Source organism: Rhodophyticola sp., assembly GCF_965284195.1.
GTDB lineage: Bacteria > Pseudomonadota > Alphaproteobacteria > Rhodobacterales > Rhodobacteraceae > Rhodophyticola.
Map to the genome: position 1 here is coordinate 2,372,561 of NZ_CBDIRM010000001.1, position 16,334 is coordinate 2,388,894.

Sequence of the window (16,334 nt, forward strand, 5' to 3'; positions counted from 1 at the left end):
GACACAAAGATATTGGTGAGGAAAGATTTTTCCAACTGCCGGGAATCCTCCATGTCCGCCCTCGTCGAAACAGAACAAGACAAGGTTGTCGAAACCTTCAACCCGACGCGGTCAGGGCCCGTCGTGCTGCTCTGTGAACATGCATCCCACCATATCCCCGCGCAATTTCAGGACCTTGGTCTTACCGAGGCGTCCCGCCACAGCCACGCGGCGTGGGATCCGGGCGCGGTTGGCGTGGCGCTGAACCTGTCCGAGCTCTTTGATGCGCCGCTGGTGGCCGGGCGGGTGTCGCGCCTTGTCTATGACTGCAATCGTCCGCCGGAGGCCGTCTCCGCGATGCCCGACCGGTCCGAAGCCATCGACATCCCCGGCAATCGCAACCTGACGCCCGAAGACAGATTGGCGCGCGAGCGGTCGATCTACCGCCCGTTTCTGGCGGCGGTGGACACCGTGCTTGACCGCAGGCGGCAGGCCGGAACCGATACGGCGCTGGTCACGGTGCACAGTTTCGCGCCCGTTTTCCACGGCCGGCCCCGCGATGTCGATATCGGGATCGTGCATGACGCCGACGCGCGGCTTGCCAATGCGGTGCTTGAGCGGGCGCCGTCGCTGTCACATCGCAAGATCGGCCGCAACGACCCCTATGGCCCCGAGGACGGGGTGACCCATTCGCTCAAACTCCACGGGATGGCCCGATCGCTGCCCAATGTCATGATCGAAATCCGAAATGACCTGATTGGCACCCCGGCGGAACAGCGCCGGATCGCCGCGGAGCTTCACAGCATCCTGGCCCCCGCCCTGACAGAGGTGGGGCTGCAAGCCGGGGGACCGCCCCATGCCTAGGATCATCCTGGCCTATATCCGCGCCATCGACGGCATGAACCGGTTTATCGGACGGATCGCGATGTATTTGATTTTCGTGCTGGCGGGCATCCTGCTCTGGAGTTCGATCTCCAAGACGTTCTTCACCCCCGTGCACTGGACGTTGGAGACGGCGCAATTCGTGATGGTCGCCTATTATGTGCTTGGCGGCCCCTACTCCGTACAGCTTGGCGCAAATGTCCGGATGGATCTGTTTTACGGCAACTGGTCGCTGCGCACCAAGGCCTGGGTCGATGCATTCACGGTGATGTTCCTGATCTTCTACCTCGGCGTCCTTTTCACCGGCGCGGTCAGCTCCACCGCTTACTCTCTTGGCTATTTCGGCACCGAGCCGTTCGGGTTCTTCCGGGATCTGCTGGTCGCCTTCGTGACCGGCGGGCCCGGTGCCGCGGCGGAGATGCTCGGCTTTCTGGAGCGCAGCCCGACGGCCTGGCGCCCTTATCTCTGGCCCATCAAAGTCACGCTTTGCATCGGTGTCTTCCTGATGCTGTTGCAGGCGCTGGCCGAATTCTTCCGCGATATCGGCCGCATTCGCGGGGTGGCGCTCTGATGTCCTACGAGATGATCGCCACACTCATGTTCGCATCGATGATGCTGATGCTGTTCACCGGGCAGCGTGTCTTTGCCGCGATCGGTTTCGTGGCGGCCCTGTCGAGCGTCCTGCTCTGGGGGACGGGTGGCGTCGAAATCCCGTTCTCCTCGGCCATGAAACTGATGCAATGGTATGTGCTGCTGACGCTGCCGATGTTCATCTTCATGGGCTATGTCCTCAGCGAAAGCCGGATCGCCGACGATCTCTACCGGATGTTCCATGTCTGGATGGGGCCGCTGAACGGCGGGCTGGCCATCGGCACCATCGGCCTGATGGTTCTGGTCTCGGCGATGAACGGGCTGAGCGTGGCGGGCATGGCGATCGGCACGACCATCGCCCTGCCCGAACTTCTGCGCCGGGGATATGACAAGATCATGGTCACCGGCGTAATCCAGGCCGGGTCGTCGCTTGGCATTCTGGTGCCGCCCTCGGTCGTGCTGGTGCTCTATGCGCTGATCGCCCGGCAGCCGGTGGGACAGCTCTGGCTCGCCGGTGTCCTTCCGGGGCTGATGATGGCAGGCATGTTCATACTCTACATCTATGTCCGCTGCCGGTTGCAGCCCGATCTGGGCCCGCCGATCGACAGGGAGGAACTGAGCAAGGTCACCCTGGCCGAAAAGCTCCGGCTTCTGCGCGCCGGCCTCCTGCCGCTTGGCATCTTCGTCGCGATGATGGTGCCTTTCGTGAATGGCTGGACGTCGCTGGTCGAAAGCGCCGCCGTGGGGGCGACGACGGCCTTTCTGGTGGCCGTGGTCAAGGGGCGCATGACGCGGGAGGTTTTCGAAAATTCGGTCCGCAAGACGCTGATGATTTCGTGCATGTTCATGTGGATCATCCTTGCCGCGACCGGCTTCGGCGCCGTTTTCGACGGGCTCGGCGCAGTTCGGGCCATTGATGCGCTCTTTACCGAACAGCTGCATCTGAGCCCCTGGACGATCCTGATCCTGATGCAGCTCAGCTTCATCATCATGGGCACGTTTCTGGACGACACGGCGATGCTGGTGATCGTGGCGCCGCTCTACGTGCCGCTGGTGGGCGAGCTTGGTTTCGACCTGATCTGGTATGGCGTGCTTTACACGATCACGACGCAGATCGCCTATATGACCCCGCCATTCGGCTACAACCTGTTCCTGATGCGCGCGATGGCCCCGCCCGAGATCAGCCTTGGCGACATCTATCGCTCGATCATTCCCTTCGTGCTCGTGATGGCGCTGGCGCTGACCCTCGTGATGGTCTTTCCGCAGATCGCACTGTGGCTGCCCGGATATGTATACGGCCAATAATTCGACAGATCCCGTGAACCGGGGCGCGATGTTCAACAAGGAGAAAACCAATGACCACCAGACGTAAGTTCCTCACCACAACCACGGTGGGCGCCGCCGCCGCAACCCTTGCGGCCCCGGCAATCGCGCAATCCACCATCCGCTGGCGCATGCAGACCTATGCCGGCGCGGCCCTGGCCGAGCATGTGATCACGCCTGCGATCGACATGTTCAACAAGATCGCCGGAGACCGGATGCAGATCGAGCTGTTCTACGCCGATCAGCTTGTCCCCACCGGGGAGCTGTTTCGCGCGATGCAGCAGGGCACGATCGATGCCGTGCAGTCCGATGACGACTCGATGGCCTCGCCAACCGAGGTGACCGTATTCGGCGGGTATTTTCCCTTCGCGTCGCGGTATTCGCTCGATGTGCCGGTGCTATTCAACCAGTACGGGCTGAATGAGATCTGGGACGAGGCCTATTCCGCCGTGGGTGTGAAGCATATCTCGGCTGGCGCTTGGGATCCCTGCCACTTCGCCACCGTCGACCCGATCCGGTCACTGGCCGATCTGCAGGGCAAGCGGGTCTTCACCTTCCCCACCGCGGGCCGCTTCCTGACCCAGTTCGGGGTCGTGCCGGTGACGCTGCCATGGGAGGATATCGAGGTGGCCGTGCAAACCGGCGAACTCGACGGCATCGCGTGGTCCGGCATCACCGAAGATTACACCGTCGGCTGGTCGAACGTGACCAACTATTTCCTGACCAACAACATCTCCGGCGCATGGGCCGGATCGTTCTTTGCCAATATGGACCGCTGGAACGAGTTGCCCGACGATCTGCAAACCCTGTTCCGGGTCTGCACCGATCAGTCGCACTACTACCGTCAGTGGTGGTACTGGGGCGGAGAGGCCCATCTGCGGGTTCATGGCGAAGACCTCGAACTGACCACGATACCGGACGAGGAATGGGCCCAGGTGGAAGCCGCGGCCCAGGTATTCTGGGAGGAGATCGCGGCGGAGTCGCCCACCAAGGCCCGTGTGGTCGAGATCATCCGCCAGTACAATGCCGATATGGAAGCCGCAGGCCGGCCCTATCGCTACACCTGATCCGGCGGCCCCGGCGCCAGGGTGCCGGGGCCACCCAATCCTCTGCAACGGAACACGTATCATGCAAGCGCCTTTGAGTTTTGACGATCTGAAATCGCGGGTTGCCGCAGGGGATATCGACACCGTGCTGGTCTGCCTTGTCGATATGCAGGGCCGGCTGATGGGCAAACGCTTTCACGCGGCGCATTTCATTGCCTCGGCCTGGGAGGAGACCCATTGCTGCAACTATCTTCTGGCAACCGATCTGGAGATGGCGACGCCGGGTGGCTATGCCGCCACCAGTTGGGAAAAGGGCTATGGCGATTACGTGATGAAGCCCGATCTGTCCTCGCTGCGGCCGGTGCCATGGCTTGACGGCACGGCGATGGTGCTTTGCGACGTGCTGGATCACCACACCCATGAGGAAGTCCCCCATTCCCCGCGCGCGGTTCTGAAGAAACAGGTCAAACGGCTTGAGGCGATGGGCTATCAGGCGATGATGGCGACCGAACTTGAGTTTTTCCTGTTCGAGAAAAGCTTCGACCAGATCCGCAAGGAGAAGTTCCGCGATCTGGAGCCGATTTCGGGCTATAACGAAGATTATCACATGCTTCAGACCACCAAGGAAGAACATGTGATGCGCCCGATCCGAAATCACCTGTTCGCCGCCGGCATTCCCGTCGAGAACTCCAAGGGCGAGGCCGAGACCGGACAGGAAGAGATCAACATCAGATACGCGTCCGCGATGGCAACGGCGGAGCACCACAGCATCGCGAAACACGCGATCAAGGAAATCGCCTTTCAGCAGGGCCATGCCGTGACCTTTCTGCCGAAATGGCACCATGACAAGGTCGGCAGTTCCTCCCACGTGCATCAATCGCTTCGGATGGATGGGCAGAACGCCTTCCACGATCCGAACGACGCGCTCGGCATGTCGGATCTGATGAAAAGCTACATGGCCGGGCTGATCGCCCATGCGGGTGACTACACCTATTTTCTGGCCCCCTATATCAACAGCTACAAGCGCTTCCAGAGGGGCAGCTTCGCGCCCACCCGCACGGTCTGGTCGGTGGACAATCGCACCGCGGGTTTCCGGCTCTGCGGCGAAGGGACCGGCTCGGTGCGCGTCGAGTGCCGGATCGGCGGATCCGACATGAACCCCTATCTTGCGATGGCCGCTTTGCTGGCGGCCGGGATATGGGGCATCGAACAGGGTTTGCCGCTCAGCCCGCCGTTCAAGGGCGATGCCTATGAAGGCGATCTCAGCCATATCCCCGGCACCCTCCGCGACGCGCGGTGCGCGCTCCACCGCTCCGCCATGCTCCGCGAGGCCTTGGGCGACGAGGTGGTCGACCATTATGTGCGCGCCGCCGATTGGGAGATCGAGGAGTTCGACCGTGTCGTGACCGATTACGAGATCGCGCGCGGGTTCGAACGCGCCTGAATGAAGGCACCGCATCGGGGCCGTCCGGAAGCCGCAAGCCAGTTTGAAAGCGCCAACATGACAAAGACACTCACCTGCCTATCGCCCATCGACGGGTCGGTCTTCGCCGAGCGGGAGACGCTCGACATGGACACGGCCCGCGCCCGCATCGCCCGCGCCCGCGCCGCGCAATCCGCCTGGGCGGCGCGCCCGCTGCAGGACCGTATCGATCTGGTCATGGCAGGCGTCGCCGCCGTGGGCGCGATGAATGACGATATCGTCCCGGAACTGGCATGGATGATGGGGCGCCCCGTTCGCTATGGCGGGGAGTTTGGCGGCTTCGACGAACGCGCGCGCCATATGGCCGGGATCGCCGAGGCGGCGCTTGGCGATATCCACGTGGGCGAGGATGCCGGTTTCAAGCGGTACATCCGGCGCATACCTCATGGGGTCGTCTTCGTCGTGGCGCCGTGGAACTATCCCTACATGACGGCCATCAACACCGTCGCCCCGGCGCTCATCGCGGGCAATACCGTTGTCCTGAAACACGCCACACAGACGCTTCTGGTTGGCGAACGAATGGTCCGCGCCTTCCGCGAGGCCGGTATGCCCGAAGACGTGTTCGTCAATGTCTTTCTTGATCATGACACGACGGCGGGCCTGATCGCGGAAAACGCCTTCGATTTCGTCAATTTCACCGGTTCGGTCGGCGGCGGGCGTGCGATGGAACGGGCGGCCGCGGGCACCTTCACCGGCCTTGGGCTGGAGCTTGGCGGCAAGGACCCCGGCTATGTCATGGAGGATGCAGATCTCGACGCGGCGGTCGACACACTGATCGACGGGGCAATGTTCAACTCCGGCCAATGCTGCTGCGGGATCGAACGGATCTATGTGCATGAAAACCTGTTCGACACTTTTCTGGAAAAGGCCAAGACGGTGGTGGAAGCCTATGTCCTCGGCAATCCGCTCGACCCGGCCACGACACTCGGGCCGATGGCCCATAGCCGCTTTGCCGACGTCGTGCGCGACCAGATCGCCGAGGCCGTGGCCCGCGGCGCGACCCCGGTCATCGACACCGGCCGGTTCGACGATGACGGCGGCGCCTATCTTGCGCCGCAGATCCTGATCGACGTGGATCACGCGATGACCGTGATGCGGGAGGAAAGCTTCGGGCCCGTCGTCGGGGTCATGAAAGTCTCCTCCGACGCCAAGGCCGTGGCCCTGATGAATGACAGCGCCTTCGGCCTGACCGCCAGCCTCTGGACCCGCGACCTCGACCGCGCGGTGCGGGTGGGCGACCGGATCGAAACCGGCACGGTCTTCATGAACCGCGCCGATTACCTCGATCCCGGCCTCTGCTGGACGGGGTGCAAGAACACCGGGCGCGGCGGCGGGCTGTCGATCATCGGATACCATAACCTGACGCGACCCAAGTCCTACCATCTGAAGAAGGTCACCTGAGATGAACCTGACAGGAAACTGGTCCTACCCCACGACGATCAAATTCGGTGCAGGGCGTATCGCCGAACTGCCTCAGGCCTGCCGTCAGGCTGGCATCTCCAAGCCGCTTCTCGTGACCGACAAGGGTCTTGCCCGTCTGCCGATCACGGCCGCTGCGCTGGACATCCTCGATGCTGCCGGGCTGGGGCGCGCGCTGTTCGCGGAGGTCGATCCGAACCCGAACGAAAAGAATCTGGATGCCGGCATCGCGGCCTACAATGCCGGGGCGCATGACGGTGTGATCGCCTTTGGCGGCGGCTCGGGGCTCGACCTTGGCAAGATGGTCGCCTTCATGGCGGGCCAGACCCGGCCGGTATGGGATTTCGAGGATGTGGGCGACTGGTGGACCCGCGCCGACACCAACGCCATCGCCCCGATCGTGGCCGTGCCCACCACCGCAGGCACCGGTTCCGAGGTCGGGCGCGCCAGCGTCATCACCAATTCCGAAACCCATGTGAAGAAGATCATCTTTCACCCGAAAGTGCTCCCGAGCGTGGTGATCGCCGACCCGGAACTGACCATCGGCATGCCCGGTTTCATCACCGCCGGGACCGGCCTCGATGCCTTCGCTCATTGCGTAGAGGCCTTCAGCAGCCCGCATTACCACCCGATGAGCCAGGGCATCGCTCTCGAAGGCATGCGTCTGGTCAAGGACTATCTGCCACGGGCCTATGCGGATGGCACCGATCTGGAGGCCCGCGCCAACATGATGAGCGCCGCCGCGATGGGCGCCACGGCCTTCCAGAAAGGATTGGGGGCGATCCACGCGCTGAGCCATCCGATCGGGGCGATCTACGACACCCATCACGGCACCACGAATGCGGTATGCATGCCCGCCGTTCTGGAATTCAACGCCCCCGCGATAGAGGCGCGTTTCGACATGGCCGCCGCATATCTGGGCATATCCGGCGGGTTTGCCGGGTTCTGTGCCTTCGTGCAGCAGATGAACGACAGCATGAACATCCCGCGCGGCCTGCGCGAACTCGGCGTCGACGACACCGAACTCGACAGGCTGACCGAGTTGGCGCTCGCGGATCCAAGCTGCGGCGGAAATCCGATCCCGCTCACGGCGGAGAACACGCGCCAGTTGCTGCTGAACTGCCTCTAGCAGGGCCGGCTGTGTCGCAAATGCCGCGACAGGCGCGCGCTGTGGCGCGGGGTCCTTGGAGGAGGATCGCGCGGAAACGCAGGATCCCGGCCCGCGCCCCCAACAGATCAGGGGGCGGGGCCGGGGTTCTGCCGGCAAAGGCGTTGTGGGCTGGGGGGTCCCGGTTTCAGCGCTCTGCCAGCAAGAAGCGTGCTTCGAAAGCCTTCAGGGTCTTGCGCGCCGCGTGGTAGCCCGACACTCCATCTTTCGTCGCAAGCTCGGGGAACAGCTCGAAAATCTCGTTCCGCTGGCTTTGGTCGATGCCCTTCAGCGTGTAGTCGCCGGGCTGGAAGCTCTCGGTCCATGCGCCGTTGGACAACACCACCTGATGCTGCTCGAACATGAAGTGCATATAGGTCGTTTCCGCGACGGGGACCTGTTTGATGCCATTGGCACCCACCATATGCTTTGCCGCCACCAGAACCTCGCGATTGTCGAAATGGACCTGTGCGATCTCGTTCGCGATGAGAAGCCGGTGGTTCGGGCTGACCAGCATGTCCCGCTCGGGCAGGTCGCCTCCCAGAGAGCCGGCCCTGATCAGGATCGGTCTGAGATGCGGATTGGCTGCAAGGGCTTTGCCGTTCAGACCCTTCTGCCCAACCCAGGAGATTTTCTGAATGCCGTTGTCACGGGTGATGACCCGGTCACCGACCTGCAACTCCTCCACCAGCCGTTCGCCGCACGGGGTCATGATGGTGGTGCCCGGCGTGAAGCAGGGAATGACCTTCTCGATCTCCTCGAAGGTCATGGTCGACCCGTCCGCGAAGAACACCGTCCCCTTTTCGGAATTGTTCGGATCGTACTCGATACGCTCCACGTTTTCGCCCGAGACGTCCAGCACATCGGTGTCGTCGGAAAAGCCGTCACCGTCCAGATCCGGGTCTTCACCGCCGACCACATGGTCGCCGCCGCTGCCGCCGACGAACAGATCGTTGCCCAGACCGCCGGAAAGCTGGTCGGCGTCCTGCCCGCCGGTGATCGTGTCGTCACCGGCGCCGCCTCTGATCGTGTCGGCGCCCTGACCGCCAAGCAACCGGTCGTCGCCCTCGCCGCCATCGATGCTGTCTTCGTCGACGCCGCCGTCGATCAAATCGTCGCCCGTGCCGCCAGACAGCACATCGTCGTCATCGCGGCCGAAAATCGTATCGTTGCCCGCGCCGCCGGTAATCGTATCGATATTGTTGCCGGGCAACAGGTCGCTATCATCGGGAATGTCGAACAGATCGTTGTCGAGACCGCCATAGATCAGATCGTGGCCCTCGCCCCCGTCGATAAGGTCGGACCCTTCACCGCCGGTGATTATGTCATCGCCGGTGCCGCCGGTTACCGTATCATCGTCGATCCCGGCGTCGATAACGTCGCTGCCCGCGCCACCATCGATGCTGTCGGCATCGTCGCCGGTCGTGATCGTGTCGTCGCCGGTGCCGCCGAAAACCGTGTCCTTGTCGTCATTCGGGTCGGCGTCGGGCGTGCCGAAGCCCGGATAGGGCGTGTCGAAGGCCGGGTCCACGTCATTGCCGGCATTGATCACATCGTTGCCGTCATCGCCCGCGATCTCGTCGCTGCCTTCCCCGCCGGTGATCTTGTCATCGCCCGCACCGCCCTGAAGCGCATCATCTCCGACATTGCCATCAATGGTATCGTTGCCCGTGCCGCCCTCGACCCGGTCATCGCCCGCGCCCGCATCGATCACGTCGTTCCCGCCGAAGCCCCGGATCAGATCGTCGTCGCCCGTATCGCCGGGCAGGATCGCGTCGTTGCCATCGGCGATGTCGCCATCGCTGTCGACGTAGCCGGGCACGATGGTGTCGGCGCTATCGGTGCCTTCGACGATACCGTTATTGATGCCTTTGACGGTGAAGCTCACCGTCGCGGTCGAGGTTGCGCCAGTCCCGTCGGCAACGGTGTAGGTGACGGAGGTCGTGGCCGTCTGGTTGAGGCCAAGACCGTCGAACTCTCCGTCGGCGGAGAAATCCACGCTGCCATCCGCATTGATGGTGAATAGGCCGCCATTGTCGCCCGCAACCGGCGCGCCCACATTGCCCGTGGGGGCGCCCACGCCGACGACGCTCAACACGTCACCTTCGGCGTCGCTGTCGATCCCGGCGCCCGTATCATCGGTCAGCGCGTTGCCGTCTACATCGCCCGCGCCCTCGCCCCGCTCCACGGTATAGGCATTGCCGACCGCGACCGGGCCGTCATTGGCCCCTTTGACCGTCACCACGACTGTGGCCGTATCGGTGCCGCCATTCCCGTCATCGACGGAATAGGTGACAGAGGTGGTGGCGGTCTCCCCTTCGCCCAGACCGTTGAAATCGTCCTTCGGGTCGAACCGCAGGGTTCCGTCGGCATTGACGGTGAAAACGCCGCCGTCACCACCGGCAATCTCGGCGCCCACACCATCGGCGGCGCCGTTCACCGCCGTCACGCTGAGCGAGGTGCTCAGCGGATTGCTGTCATTGCCCAGAATATTGCCCAGCACCGCGGCGGCATCATCCTCGCCCGTGCCGAACGCATCGTCGTTCGCATCGGGCCCGGTGCCGACATTTTCGTCTCGCACCTCCTCGATCTCGACGAAATCGATCTTCGCGCCGGTTGGCTTGCCCTCCGCATCGACGAAGATGACGCGCCCGTTCAGACCGTTGCCATTGGCATCCGCGACCGGCTGGCCGGTTCCGTCGGGGCCCGCGAGATAGAATTTGCCCTGACCGGTCAAGTCCAGCACATCGTGGTCGTTGCCGCCCGAACCGCCATCGATGTAATCGCCCTGGGCGCCATGGATCACGTCGCGGTCGTTGCCGCCGTAAACCCGGTCGGCCCCGCTGCCGCCGATCAGCGTATCGTCGCCGCTTCCGCCATAGAGCTTGTCATCGTGGTTATTGCCGTAGAGCCGGTCGTTGCCGCCGTCGCCATAAATCGTGTCATTGCCATCGCCGCCGTAAAGCGTGTCGTCGCCCGAGCGGGCCGTGCTGTAGGTGTATGTGTCATCGATGATCCGGTCGAACTTCACGTCCGAAATGTAGATCTTGGAGTTCGAGAAGAAGCCTGAATCGTCATCGGCATGCTGGATGTAGAGCGCGCGGATCGGGCCGTCGATGGTCACAACGGCGGTGCCGGGGCCCGAGGTGGAGCTTGTATCGTTGTCGTTATAGGCCCTGATCTGGTCGCCGTACCGATACAGGTTGCTGCCTAGGTTCAGATCGACTTCGACCCGGCTGCCATTGGCGGCCACCGCCCAGACTTTGACGAACTCCACGTCCTGGTCGATATCCGAGATGGTGAACTGAACGTTCGATACATCCTTCGAGAACGTCATCGTGTAGGTGCCGTTGTCACCGTTCGTCGCATCGGATTCGAGGCTGGAGTTGCCGCCAAGGCCCGAGATGCCGCCGGTATTGATCGATTGGCTTTCGAATTCCGTCTCGATGGAGGACCGCGACGGCGTCGACACCCAGACATCCACATCGCCCGTGTCCTGATGGACGGTCGTGCCTTCGATGGACTGCTCGTCGCGATATCCCAGATGGCTCCAGCGGAAGATCTCGGTTTTGGTGCTGCCCGGCGTGATATTGACGTCGGTCGTATCGCCTTTCAGCACGTCATTGCCGTCTTCGCCGTAGATGCGATCGTTCCCGGAACCGCCGATCAGCGAATCCTCCGAACTGCCGCCTCTGAGATCGTCATTGCCGCGCCCGCCATAGACCGTGTCATCGCCACTGCCGGCGCGGACGGTGTCATTGCCGTCTCCGGCAACCACCTTGTCGTCGTCGGAGCCGATGCGCCCGCTGATCGCATCGCGCCCGTCGATGCGGTCGCCGTTTCGATCCGTGTAATAGGAGGAGATGTAATCGCTGCCATTCGTCCCGCCGACGACGCCGTCTTTCTTGCCGCTCATACCAAGCCTACTTTCTACCATCTCGGGCCACGGGTGCACGCCGCAGACAGAGCTGTTACGCAGGCTCCGAAGATGCCCGCCACTACATGAGGCGCACGCCGCCCCGGTTCGTCACATGTGGTTGCAAGCCGAGGTATCGCCCCCGGAACCGCACCGTCGCCGGGCACCGTTCTGATGGCCGGCCATGCGCTCCACGGCAGTTGTCCCTCTAACCCTCAAGCGCACGAGACTTGGGTAAAACCGGAACCGTTTCCAGAAAAGCCCCCTTTTTCGACAGGTGCTATGGAAACCGCTGCGAAGCCGGAATTCGGAGGGTCGCAATACCCGCCGGGAAGCTCCGCGACCCCTCCGAATTGTTTCGGCGCGCGCAACCGCACAATGAAAACCGGAAAGGCAATCACCTGTAATGAAAAGACTTTTAGTCAAGTTTTCGAGTAATGCGCTTCAATCGCGCGACCACTGTCCCGAGAACGGAAACCAGTCGATCCAAGGCGAGCAAGGCGTTAACTTTTTTCCGCTGATCGCTCCGCCCCGCCGTCGTTCGTTTCCTGAAGCGCGACAATGATTTCAACGGCAAGTCACAGTCGAGATCCCCGAAACATCGTCCGGGCCATCGATTCGCGTCTTGAGCGGTCAGACGGGCCCCGGGGCCTGACAGGATGCGATACCCGGGTCAGATCGAGTAATCATCGATCAGCGGGCTTGGCTTGGCCAATTGCTCCAGATCCGCCAGATCGGTGATGGTGACCCTCTGGCCGTCAATCTCAACGCCATAGGGTCGCAGGGACTTGATGGCCCGAGACAGGTTTTCCGACGTCATGCCCAGAAAAGACGCAAGACGGCGCTTTTCAAGATTCAAATCGAATTGCATCGCGCGGTCATGGGTCATGTGAATGCGCAGGATGTAGTTCGCCAGCCGCTCGATGGAGCTGCGTAGCTTCAGATCCTTGGTGTTCTTCACGACCGAACGGTAGCATTGGGCCAGTTCGCTGACGACGGCGCGGGCAAAGCGGCTGTCGGTTTCGAACACGTCGCGCACATCCATCGACGGGATCAGCACCAGCCGGCTTTTCTCCATGGTACGCGCCGACATCAGGTAGGGCGCATCCTTGATCGTCGCTGCCAGTATGAAGGTGGAGATCGGGCGCACGGTCGCCATGGTCGTCTGTCGCCTGTTCCAGGCCGCGAACAGCTCCACACTGCCGGAAATCACCACATGCAGGAAATCCGCGGGATCGCCCTCGGTGATCAATTCGACCTGTGGCGGAAAGGTCTGGACATAGGCGCCGCGGATCAGCGCCTCGAAATTCTCGTCCTCCATCTCTTGGAACAGCGGCAGGGAGCGAATCTCCGGAACGTCGTTGTCGCGCATCGGTCCCCCAAAGGTGCCACATAACAATTGCTTTCAGCAAACTTGATAAATGTCAAACAGATCCCATGCAACTCTTTCGCCCGCAATTGATACGCGCATCCGGAGGGCATGAAGTATTTCCCTAGTCCATTTATTTTAAACGGAAAAATCCCCTTTCTTGATCTGCATCAAGCCGTAACGCAGAAATCCGGCGCCCTTGTGCCCCCCAGATACGGCGCTTGCGCATATGTGCCAGACGCTTGGAGGGACCGAGATGGAGCTACAGAACAAGGCCACGGCGTTATGGTCGAATTTCCTCAACGTGAAGATGGTGCAGATCAGGACCTTCCACATGACGTGGTTCGCCTTCTTCTCGTGCTTCTTCGCCTGGTTCGGCATCGCTCCGCTGATGAGCGTCGTGCGCGACGAGTTGCAACTGACCCCGGAACAGATCGGATGGGCGATCATCGGGTCGGTCTCGATGACCATCTTCGCGCGACTCTTCATCGGCTGGCTCTGCGACCGGATCGGACCGCGCAAGTCCTATACTTGGCTGTTGCTGGTTGGTTCGCTTCCGGTGATGGGCATCGGCCTTGCACAAAGCTTCGAGACCTTCCTGCTGTTCCGCGTGCTGATCGGCGGCATCGGAGCGGCCTTCGTGATCACGCAGTATCATACCTCCGTCATGTTCGCGCCCAACGTGGTCGGCCAGGCAAACGCCACCTCGGCGGGGTGGGGCAATCTGGGTGGCGGCGTCACGCAGTTCGTCATGCCGCTTCTCTTCTCCGTCATGGTCATCGGGTTCGGGTTTTCCGAAGCGGTCGGCTGGCGGCTGTCGATGGTCGTGGTCGGCGTGATCATCTTTTTGACCGGCATCGCCTATTACTTTCTGACGCAGGACGCACCTGACGGCAATTTCGACGACCTGCGCGCGCAGGGCCGGATGGAAGAGAAGAAGAAAGTCACCGGCAACTACATGCATGCGCTGAAGGACCCCCGCGTCTGGGTTCTCTTCGTGATCTATGGCGCCTGTTTCGGCATCGAACTGACGGTGAACAATGTCGCCGCCCTCTACTTCATGGATTACTTCGATCTGAACCTCGTGACTGCGGGCTTCGTTGCGGCCTCCTTCGGCTTGATGAACCTGTTCGCCCGGACCCTCGGCGGTATTTTCGGCGACAATTTCGGCTCGCTCTGGGGCCTGAGAGGGCGGGCGTTCTGGCTGTTCATCTGCCTGTTCTTCGAAGGCTGCGCTTTGATGGTCTTCAGCCAGATGAGCGTGCTGTTCCTGGCGCTGCCCTCGCTGATCGTTTTCTCTTTCTTCACGCAGATGGCCGAGGGCGCGACCTATTCGGTGGTCCCGTTCATCAACAAGAAGGCCCTTGGTGCCGTGGCCGGCGTCGTGGGCGCGGGCGGCAATGCGGGCGCGGTTCTGGCAGGGTTTCTGTTCAAGAACGTCATCGACTGGTCGGAGGCCTTCTTCATCCTCGGCGTGATCGTGACCTGCGCGTCTTTCCTGGCCTTCCTTGTGCGCTTTTCGACCCGGCAGGAAGACGAGGAGCGGGCGGCCTTTGCCGCGGCCAATATCGAAACCCTGCGCAGACGGGCCGAAAAAGCCAACGCCGCGCTGGATCAGGGCCTGATCGCCCTTGCCAGACGCGAGGGCCGGACACCCGCCCAGTAACACATCTTCCAAGGGGCCGTACCCGATGCGGCCTGCCCACCAACCGACAACCGCCGAAAGGACCTTTCCAATGGCGAGCACCTCGACACCAACAGCCAATCGCGGCCCAGTGCTGACCGACTGGCGCCCGGAGGATCCCCAGTTCTGGGAGACGACCGGCAAAGCCATCGCCACCCGAAATCTCTGGATCTCGATCCCGAACCTTCTTCTTGCCTTTTCGGTCTGGATGGTCTGGTCCGTCGTCGTCGCGAAGATGCCCGCCATCGGGTTCGATTTCTCGGTGGGGGAGAGGTTCTGGCTGGCCGCCCTGCCCGGCTTGTCCGGGGCCACGCTCAGGATCTTCTACAGCTTCATGGTGCCGATCTTCGGTGGTCGCAAATGGACGGCGATCTCCACCGCGTCGCTGCTCCTGCCCGCGCTTGGTATCGGTTTCGCGATCCAGAACCCGGACACCAGCTATGTCACCTTCCTGCTCCTGGCGCTGATGTGCGGCTTCGGCGGCGGCAACTTCGCCTCCTCCATGGCCAATATCGCCTATTTCTATCCGAAGAAAACCAAGGGCAACGCGCTGGCGCTGAATGCGGGGCTCGGCAATCTCGGCGTTTCGGTCATGCAGTTCGTGGTTCCGCTGGTCATCACCATGGGCGTGTTCGGCGCCATCGGCGGCGAACCGCAGCAACTCAGCGACGGCGGGCAGCTGTTCCTGCAGAATGCGGGCTTCATATGGGTCCCGTTCCTGGCGGTCAGCGCCATCGCCGCCTGGTTCGGCATGAACGATATCGCCGATGCCAAGGCCTCGCTCGGCGACCAGCTTTCGATCCTCAAGCGGTACCACAACTGGGTGATGTGCATCCTCTACACCGGCACGTTCGGGTCGTTCATCGGTTATGCGGCGGGCTTCCCTCTCTTGATGCGGACCCAGTTTCCGGAAGTCGACGCCTTGCAATTCGCCTTCCTCGGCCCGCTTGTCGGCGCGCTCAGCCGCGCGGCCACGGGCTGGGTGTCGGACAAGTTCGGCGGCGGACGGGTGACCTTCTGGGTGTTCCTCGGCATGATCGTCGCGGTCTTCGGCGTGCTGCAGTTCCTGCCGTCCGAGGCCTCGCCAAGCGGCAACTTCTGGGGCTTCTTCGCCTGCTTCATGGCGCTGTTCTTCCTGACGGGCGTCGGCAATGCGTCGACCTTCCAGATGATCCCCTCGATCATGAAACAGGAGATCCCGCGTGTTGAACCGCAACTCGATGCCACCGCGTCGCAGCGGATGATCGAGCGCGAGAGTGCCGCGATCATCGCCTTCACCTCGGCCATCGCCGCCTACGGCGCCTTCTTCATCCCCAAGCTCTACGGCACGTCGATCTCGATGACCGGGGCCCCGAACGGCGCGCTCTGGGCGTTCCTCGGCTTCTACGCGATCTGCGCGGTGATCTGCTGGATCTACTACAGCCGCAAGAACGCGCCGGTTCCCTGCTGAACCAATGAAACATCCGCTGCGCCGTTCAGGCGGCGCGGCCCCCGC

11 protein-coding genes are annotated in these 16,334 nt (G+C 62.4%); 9 read left to right on the forward strand and 2 right to left on the reverse strand.

Annotation, left to right across the window (positions count from 1 at the left end):
- Window positions 1-51: 51 nt before the first annotated feature.
- From ACQ651_RS11820 to ACQ651_RS11850, 7 genes are all read left to right on the forward strand, one after another.
- Complete coding sequence (locus tag ACQ651_RS11820) at window positions 52-843, forward strand: N-formylglutamate amidohydrolase (protein WP_430449368.1); 792 nt, start codon at window positions 52-54, stop codon at window positions 841-843.
- Window positions 836-1,432 carry a TRAP transporter small permease subunit gene (locus tag ACQ651_RS11825; RefSeq protein ID WP_375551669.1) on the forward strand — a complete coding sequence of 199 codons (597 nt, stop codon included), beginning with the start codon at window positions 836-838 and terminating at the stop codon, window positions 1,430-1,432. The genes ACQ651_RS11820 and ACQ651_RS11825 overlap by 8 nt, the downstream gene beginning before the upstream one ends.
- Window positions 1,432-2,757 (forward strand): TRAP transporter large permease, encoded by a 1,326-nt coding sequence (locus ACQ651_RS11830; RefSeq protein ID WP_430449369.1) that lies wholly within the window; start codon window positions 1,432-1,434, stop codon window positions 2,755-2,757. The genes ACQ651_RS11825 and ACQ651_RS11830 overlap by 1 nt, the downstream gene beginning before the upstream one ends.
- Before the next feature lie 50 nt (window positions 2,758-2,807).
- Complete coding sequence (locus ACQ651_RS11835) at window positions 2,808-3,842, forward strand: TRAP transporter substrate-binding protein (RefSeq protein WP_227285128.1); 1,035 nt, start codon at window positions 2,808-2,810, stop codon at window positions 3,840-3,842.
- A 61-nt stretch (window positions 3,843-3,903) separates the two neighbouring features.
- Window positions 3,904-5,265 carry a glutamine synthetase family protein gene (locus ACQ651_RS11840; protein WP_430449370.1) on the forward strand — a complete coding sequence of 454 codons (1,362 nt, stop codon included), beginning with the start codon at window positions 3,904-3,906 and terminating at the stop codon, window positions 5,263-5,265.
- 57 nt (window positions 5,266-5,322) lie between these two features.
- Window positions 5,323-6,705 carry an aldehyde dehydrogenase family protein gene (locus ACQ651_RS11845; protein WP_430449371.1) on the forward strand — a complete coding sequence of 461 codons (1,383 nt, stop codon included), beginning with the start codon at window positions 5,323-5,325 and terminating at the stop codon, window positions 6,703-6,705.
- A gap of 1 nt (window position 6,706) precedes the next feature.
- Complete coding sequence (locus tag ACQ651_RS11850) at window positions 6,707-7,852, forward strand: iron-containing alcohol dehydrogenase (protein WP_430449372.1); 1,146 nt, start codon at window positions 6,707-6,709, stop codon at window positions 7,850-7,852.
- A 166-nt stretch (window positions 7,853-8,018) separates the two neighbouring features.
- Here ACQ651_RS11850 and ACQ651_RS11855 read toward each other — a convergent pair whose 3' ends face one another.
- Both ACQ651_RS11855 and ACQ651_RS11860 read right to left on the reverse strand, forming a co-directional pair.
- The gene (locus tag ACQ651_RS11855; protein WP_430449373.1) at window positions 8,019-11,786 is read right to left on the reverse strand and encodes a Hint domain-containing protein; all 3,768 of its coding nucleotides are present in this window, start codon (window positions 11,784-11,786) and stop codon (window positions 8,019-8,021) included.
- Between the two features lie 673 nt (window positions 11,787-12,459).
- Window positions 12,460-13,158: a helix-turn-helix domain-containing protein gene (locus ACQ651_RS11860; RefSeq protein WP_227285132.1), complete on the reverse strand. Its 699-nt coding sequence runs from the start codon at window positions 13,156-13,158 to the stop codon at window positions 12,460-12,462.
- Between the two features lie 253 nt (window positions 13,159-13,411).
- Between ACQ651_RS11860 and ACQ651_RS11865 the strand changes: the two genes are divergently transcribed.
- A complete protein-coding gene (locus ACQ651_RS11865) occupies window positions 13,412-14,821 on the forward strand; it encodes an MFS transporter (RefSeq protein WP_227285133.1) in 1,410 nt (469 codons plus the stop codon).
- Between the two features lie 70 nt (window positions 14,822-14,891).
- Entirely contained in the window at window positions 14,892-16,289 is a 1,398-nt protein-coding gene (locus ACQ651_RS11870; protein WP_227285134.1) for a NarK family nitrate/nitrite MFS transporter, read from the forward strand.
- Window positions 16,290-16,334: the final 45 nt, after the last annotated feature.

Coding starts and splice junctions, on each gene's coding strand:
- ACQ651_RS11825 (WP_375551669.1), top strand. CDS start 836: ATGCCTAGGATCATCCTGGCCTATATCCGCGCCATCGACGGCATGAAC.
- ACQ651_RS11870 (WP_227285134.1), top strand. CDS start 14,892: ATGGCGAGCACCTCGACACCAACAGCCAATCGCGGCCCAGTGCTGACC.
- ACQ651_RS11865 (WP_227285133.1), top strand. CDS start 13,412: ATGGAGCTACAGAACAAGGCCACGGCGTTATGGTCGAATTTCCTCAAC.
- ACQ651_RS11835 (WP_227285128.1), top strand. CDS start 2,808: ATGACCACCAGACGTAAGTTCCTCACCACAACCACGGTGGGCGCCGCC.
- ACQ651_RS11820 (WP_430449368.1), top strand. CDS start 52: ATGTCCGCCCTCGTCGAAACAGAACAAGACAAGGTTGTCGAAACCTTC.
- ACQ651_RS11830 (WP_430449369.1), top strand. CDS start 1,432: ATGTCCTACGAGATGATCGCCACACTCATGTTCGCATCGATGATGCTG.
- ACQ651_RS11840 (WP_430449370.1), top strand. CDS start 3,904: ATGCAAGCGCCTTTGAGTTTTGACGATCTGAAATCGCGGGTTGCCGCA.
- ACQ651_RS11845 (WP_430449371.1), top strand. CDS start 5,323: ATGACAAAGACACTCACCTGCCTATCGCCCATCGACGGGTCGGTCTTC.
- ACQ651_RS11855 (WP_430449373.1), bottom strand. CDS start 11,786: ATGAGCGGCAAGAAAGACGGCGTCGTCGGCGGGACGAATGGCAGCGAT.
- ACQ651_RS11850 (WP_430449372.1), top strand. CDS start 6,707: ATGAACCTGACAGGAAACTGGTCCTACCCCACGACGATCAAATTCGGT.
- ACQ651_RS11860 (WP_227285132.1), bottom strand. CDS start 13,158: ATGCGCGACAACGACGTTCCGGAGATTCGCTCCCTGCCGCTGTTCCAA.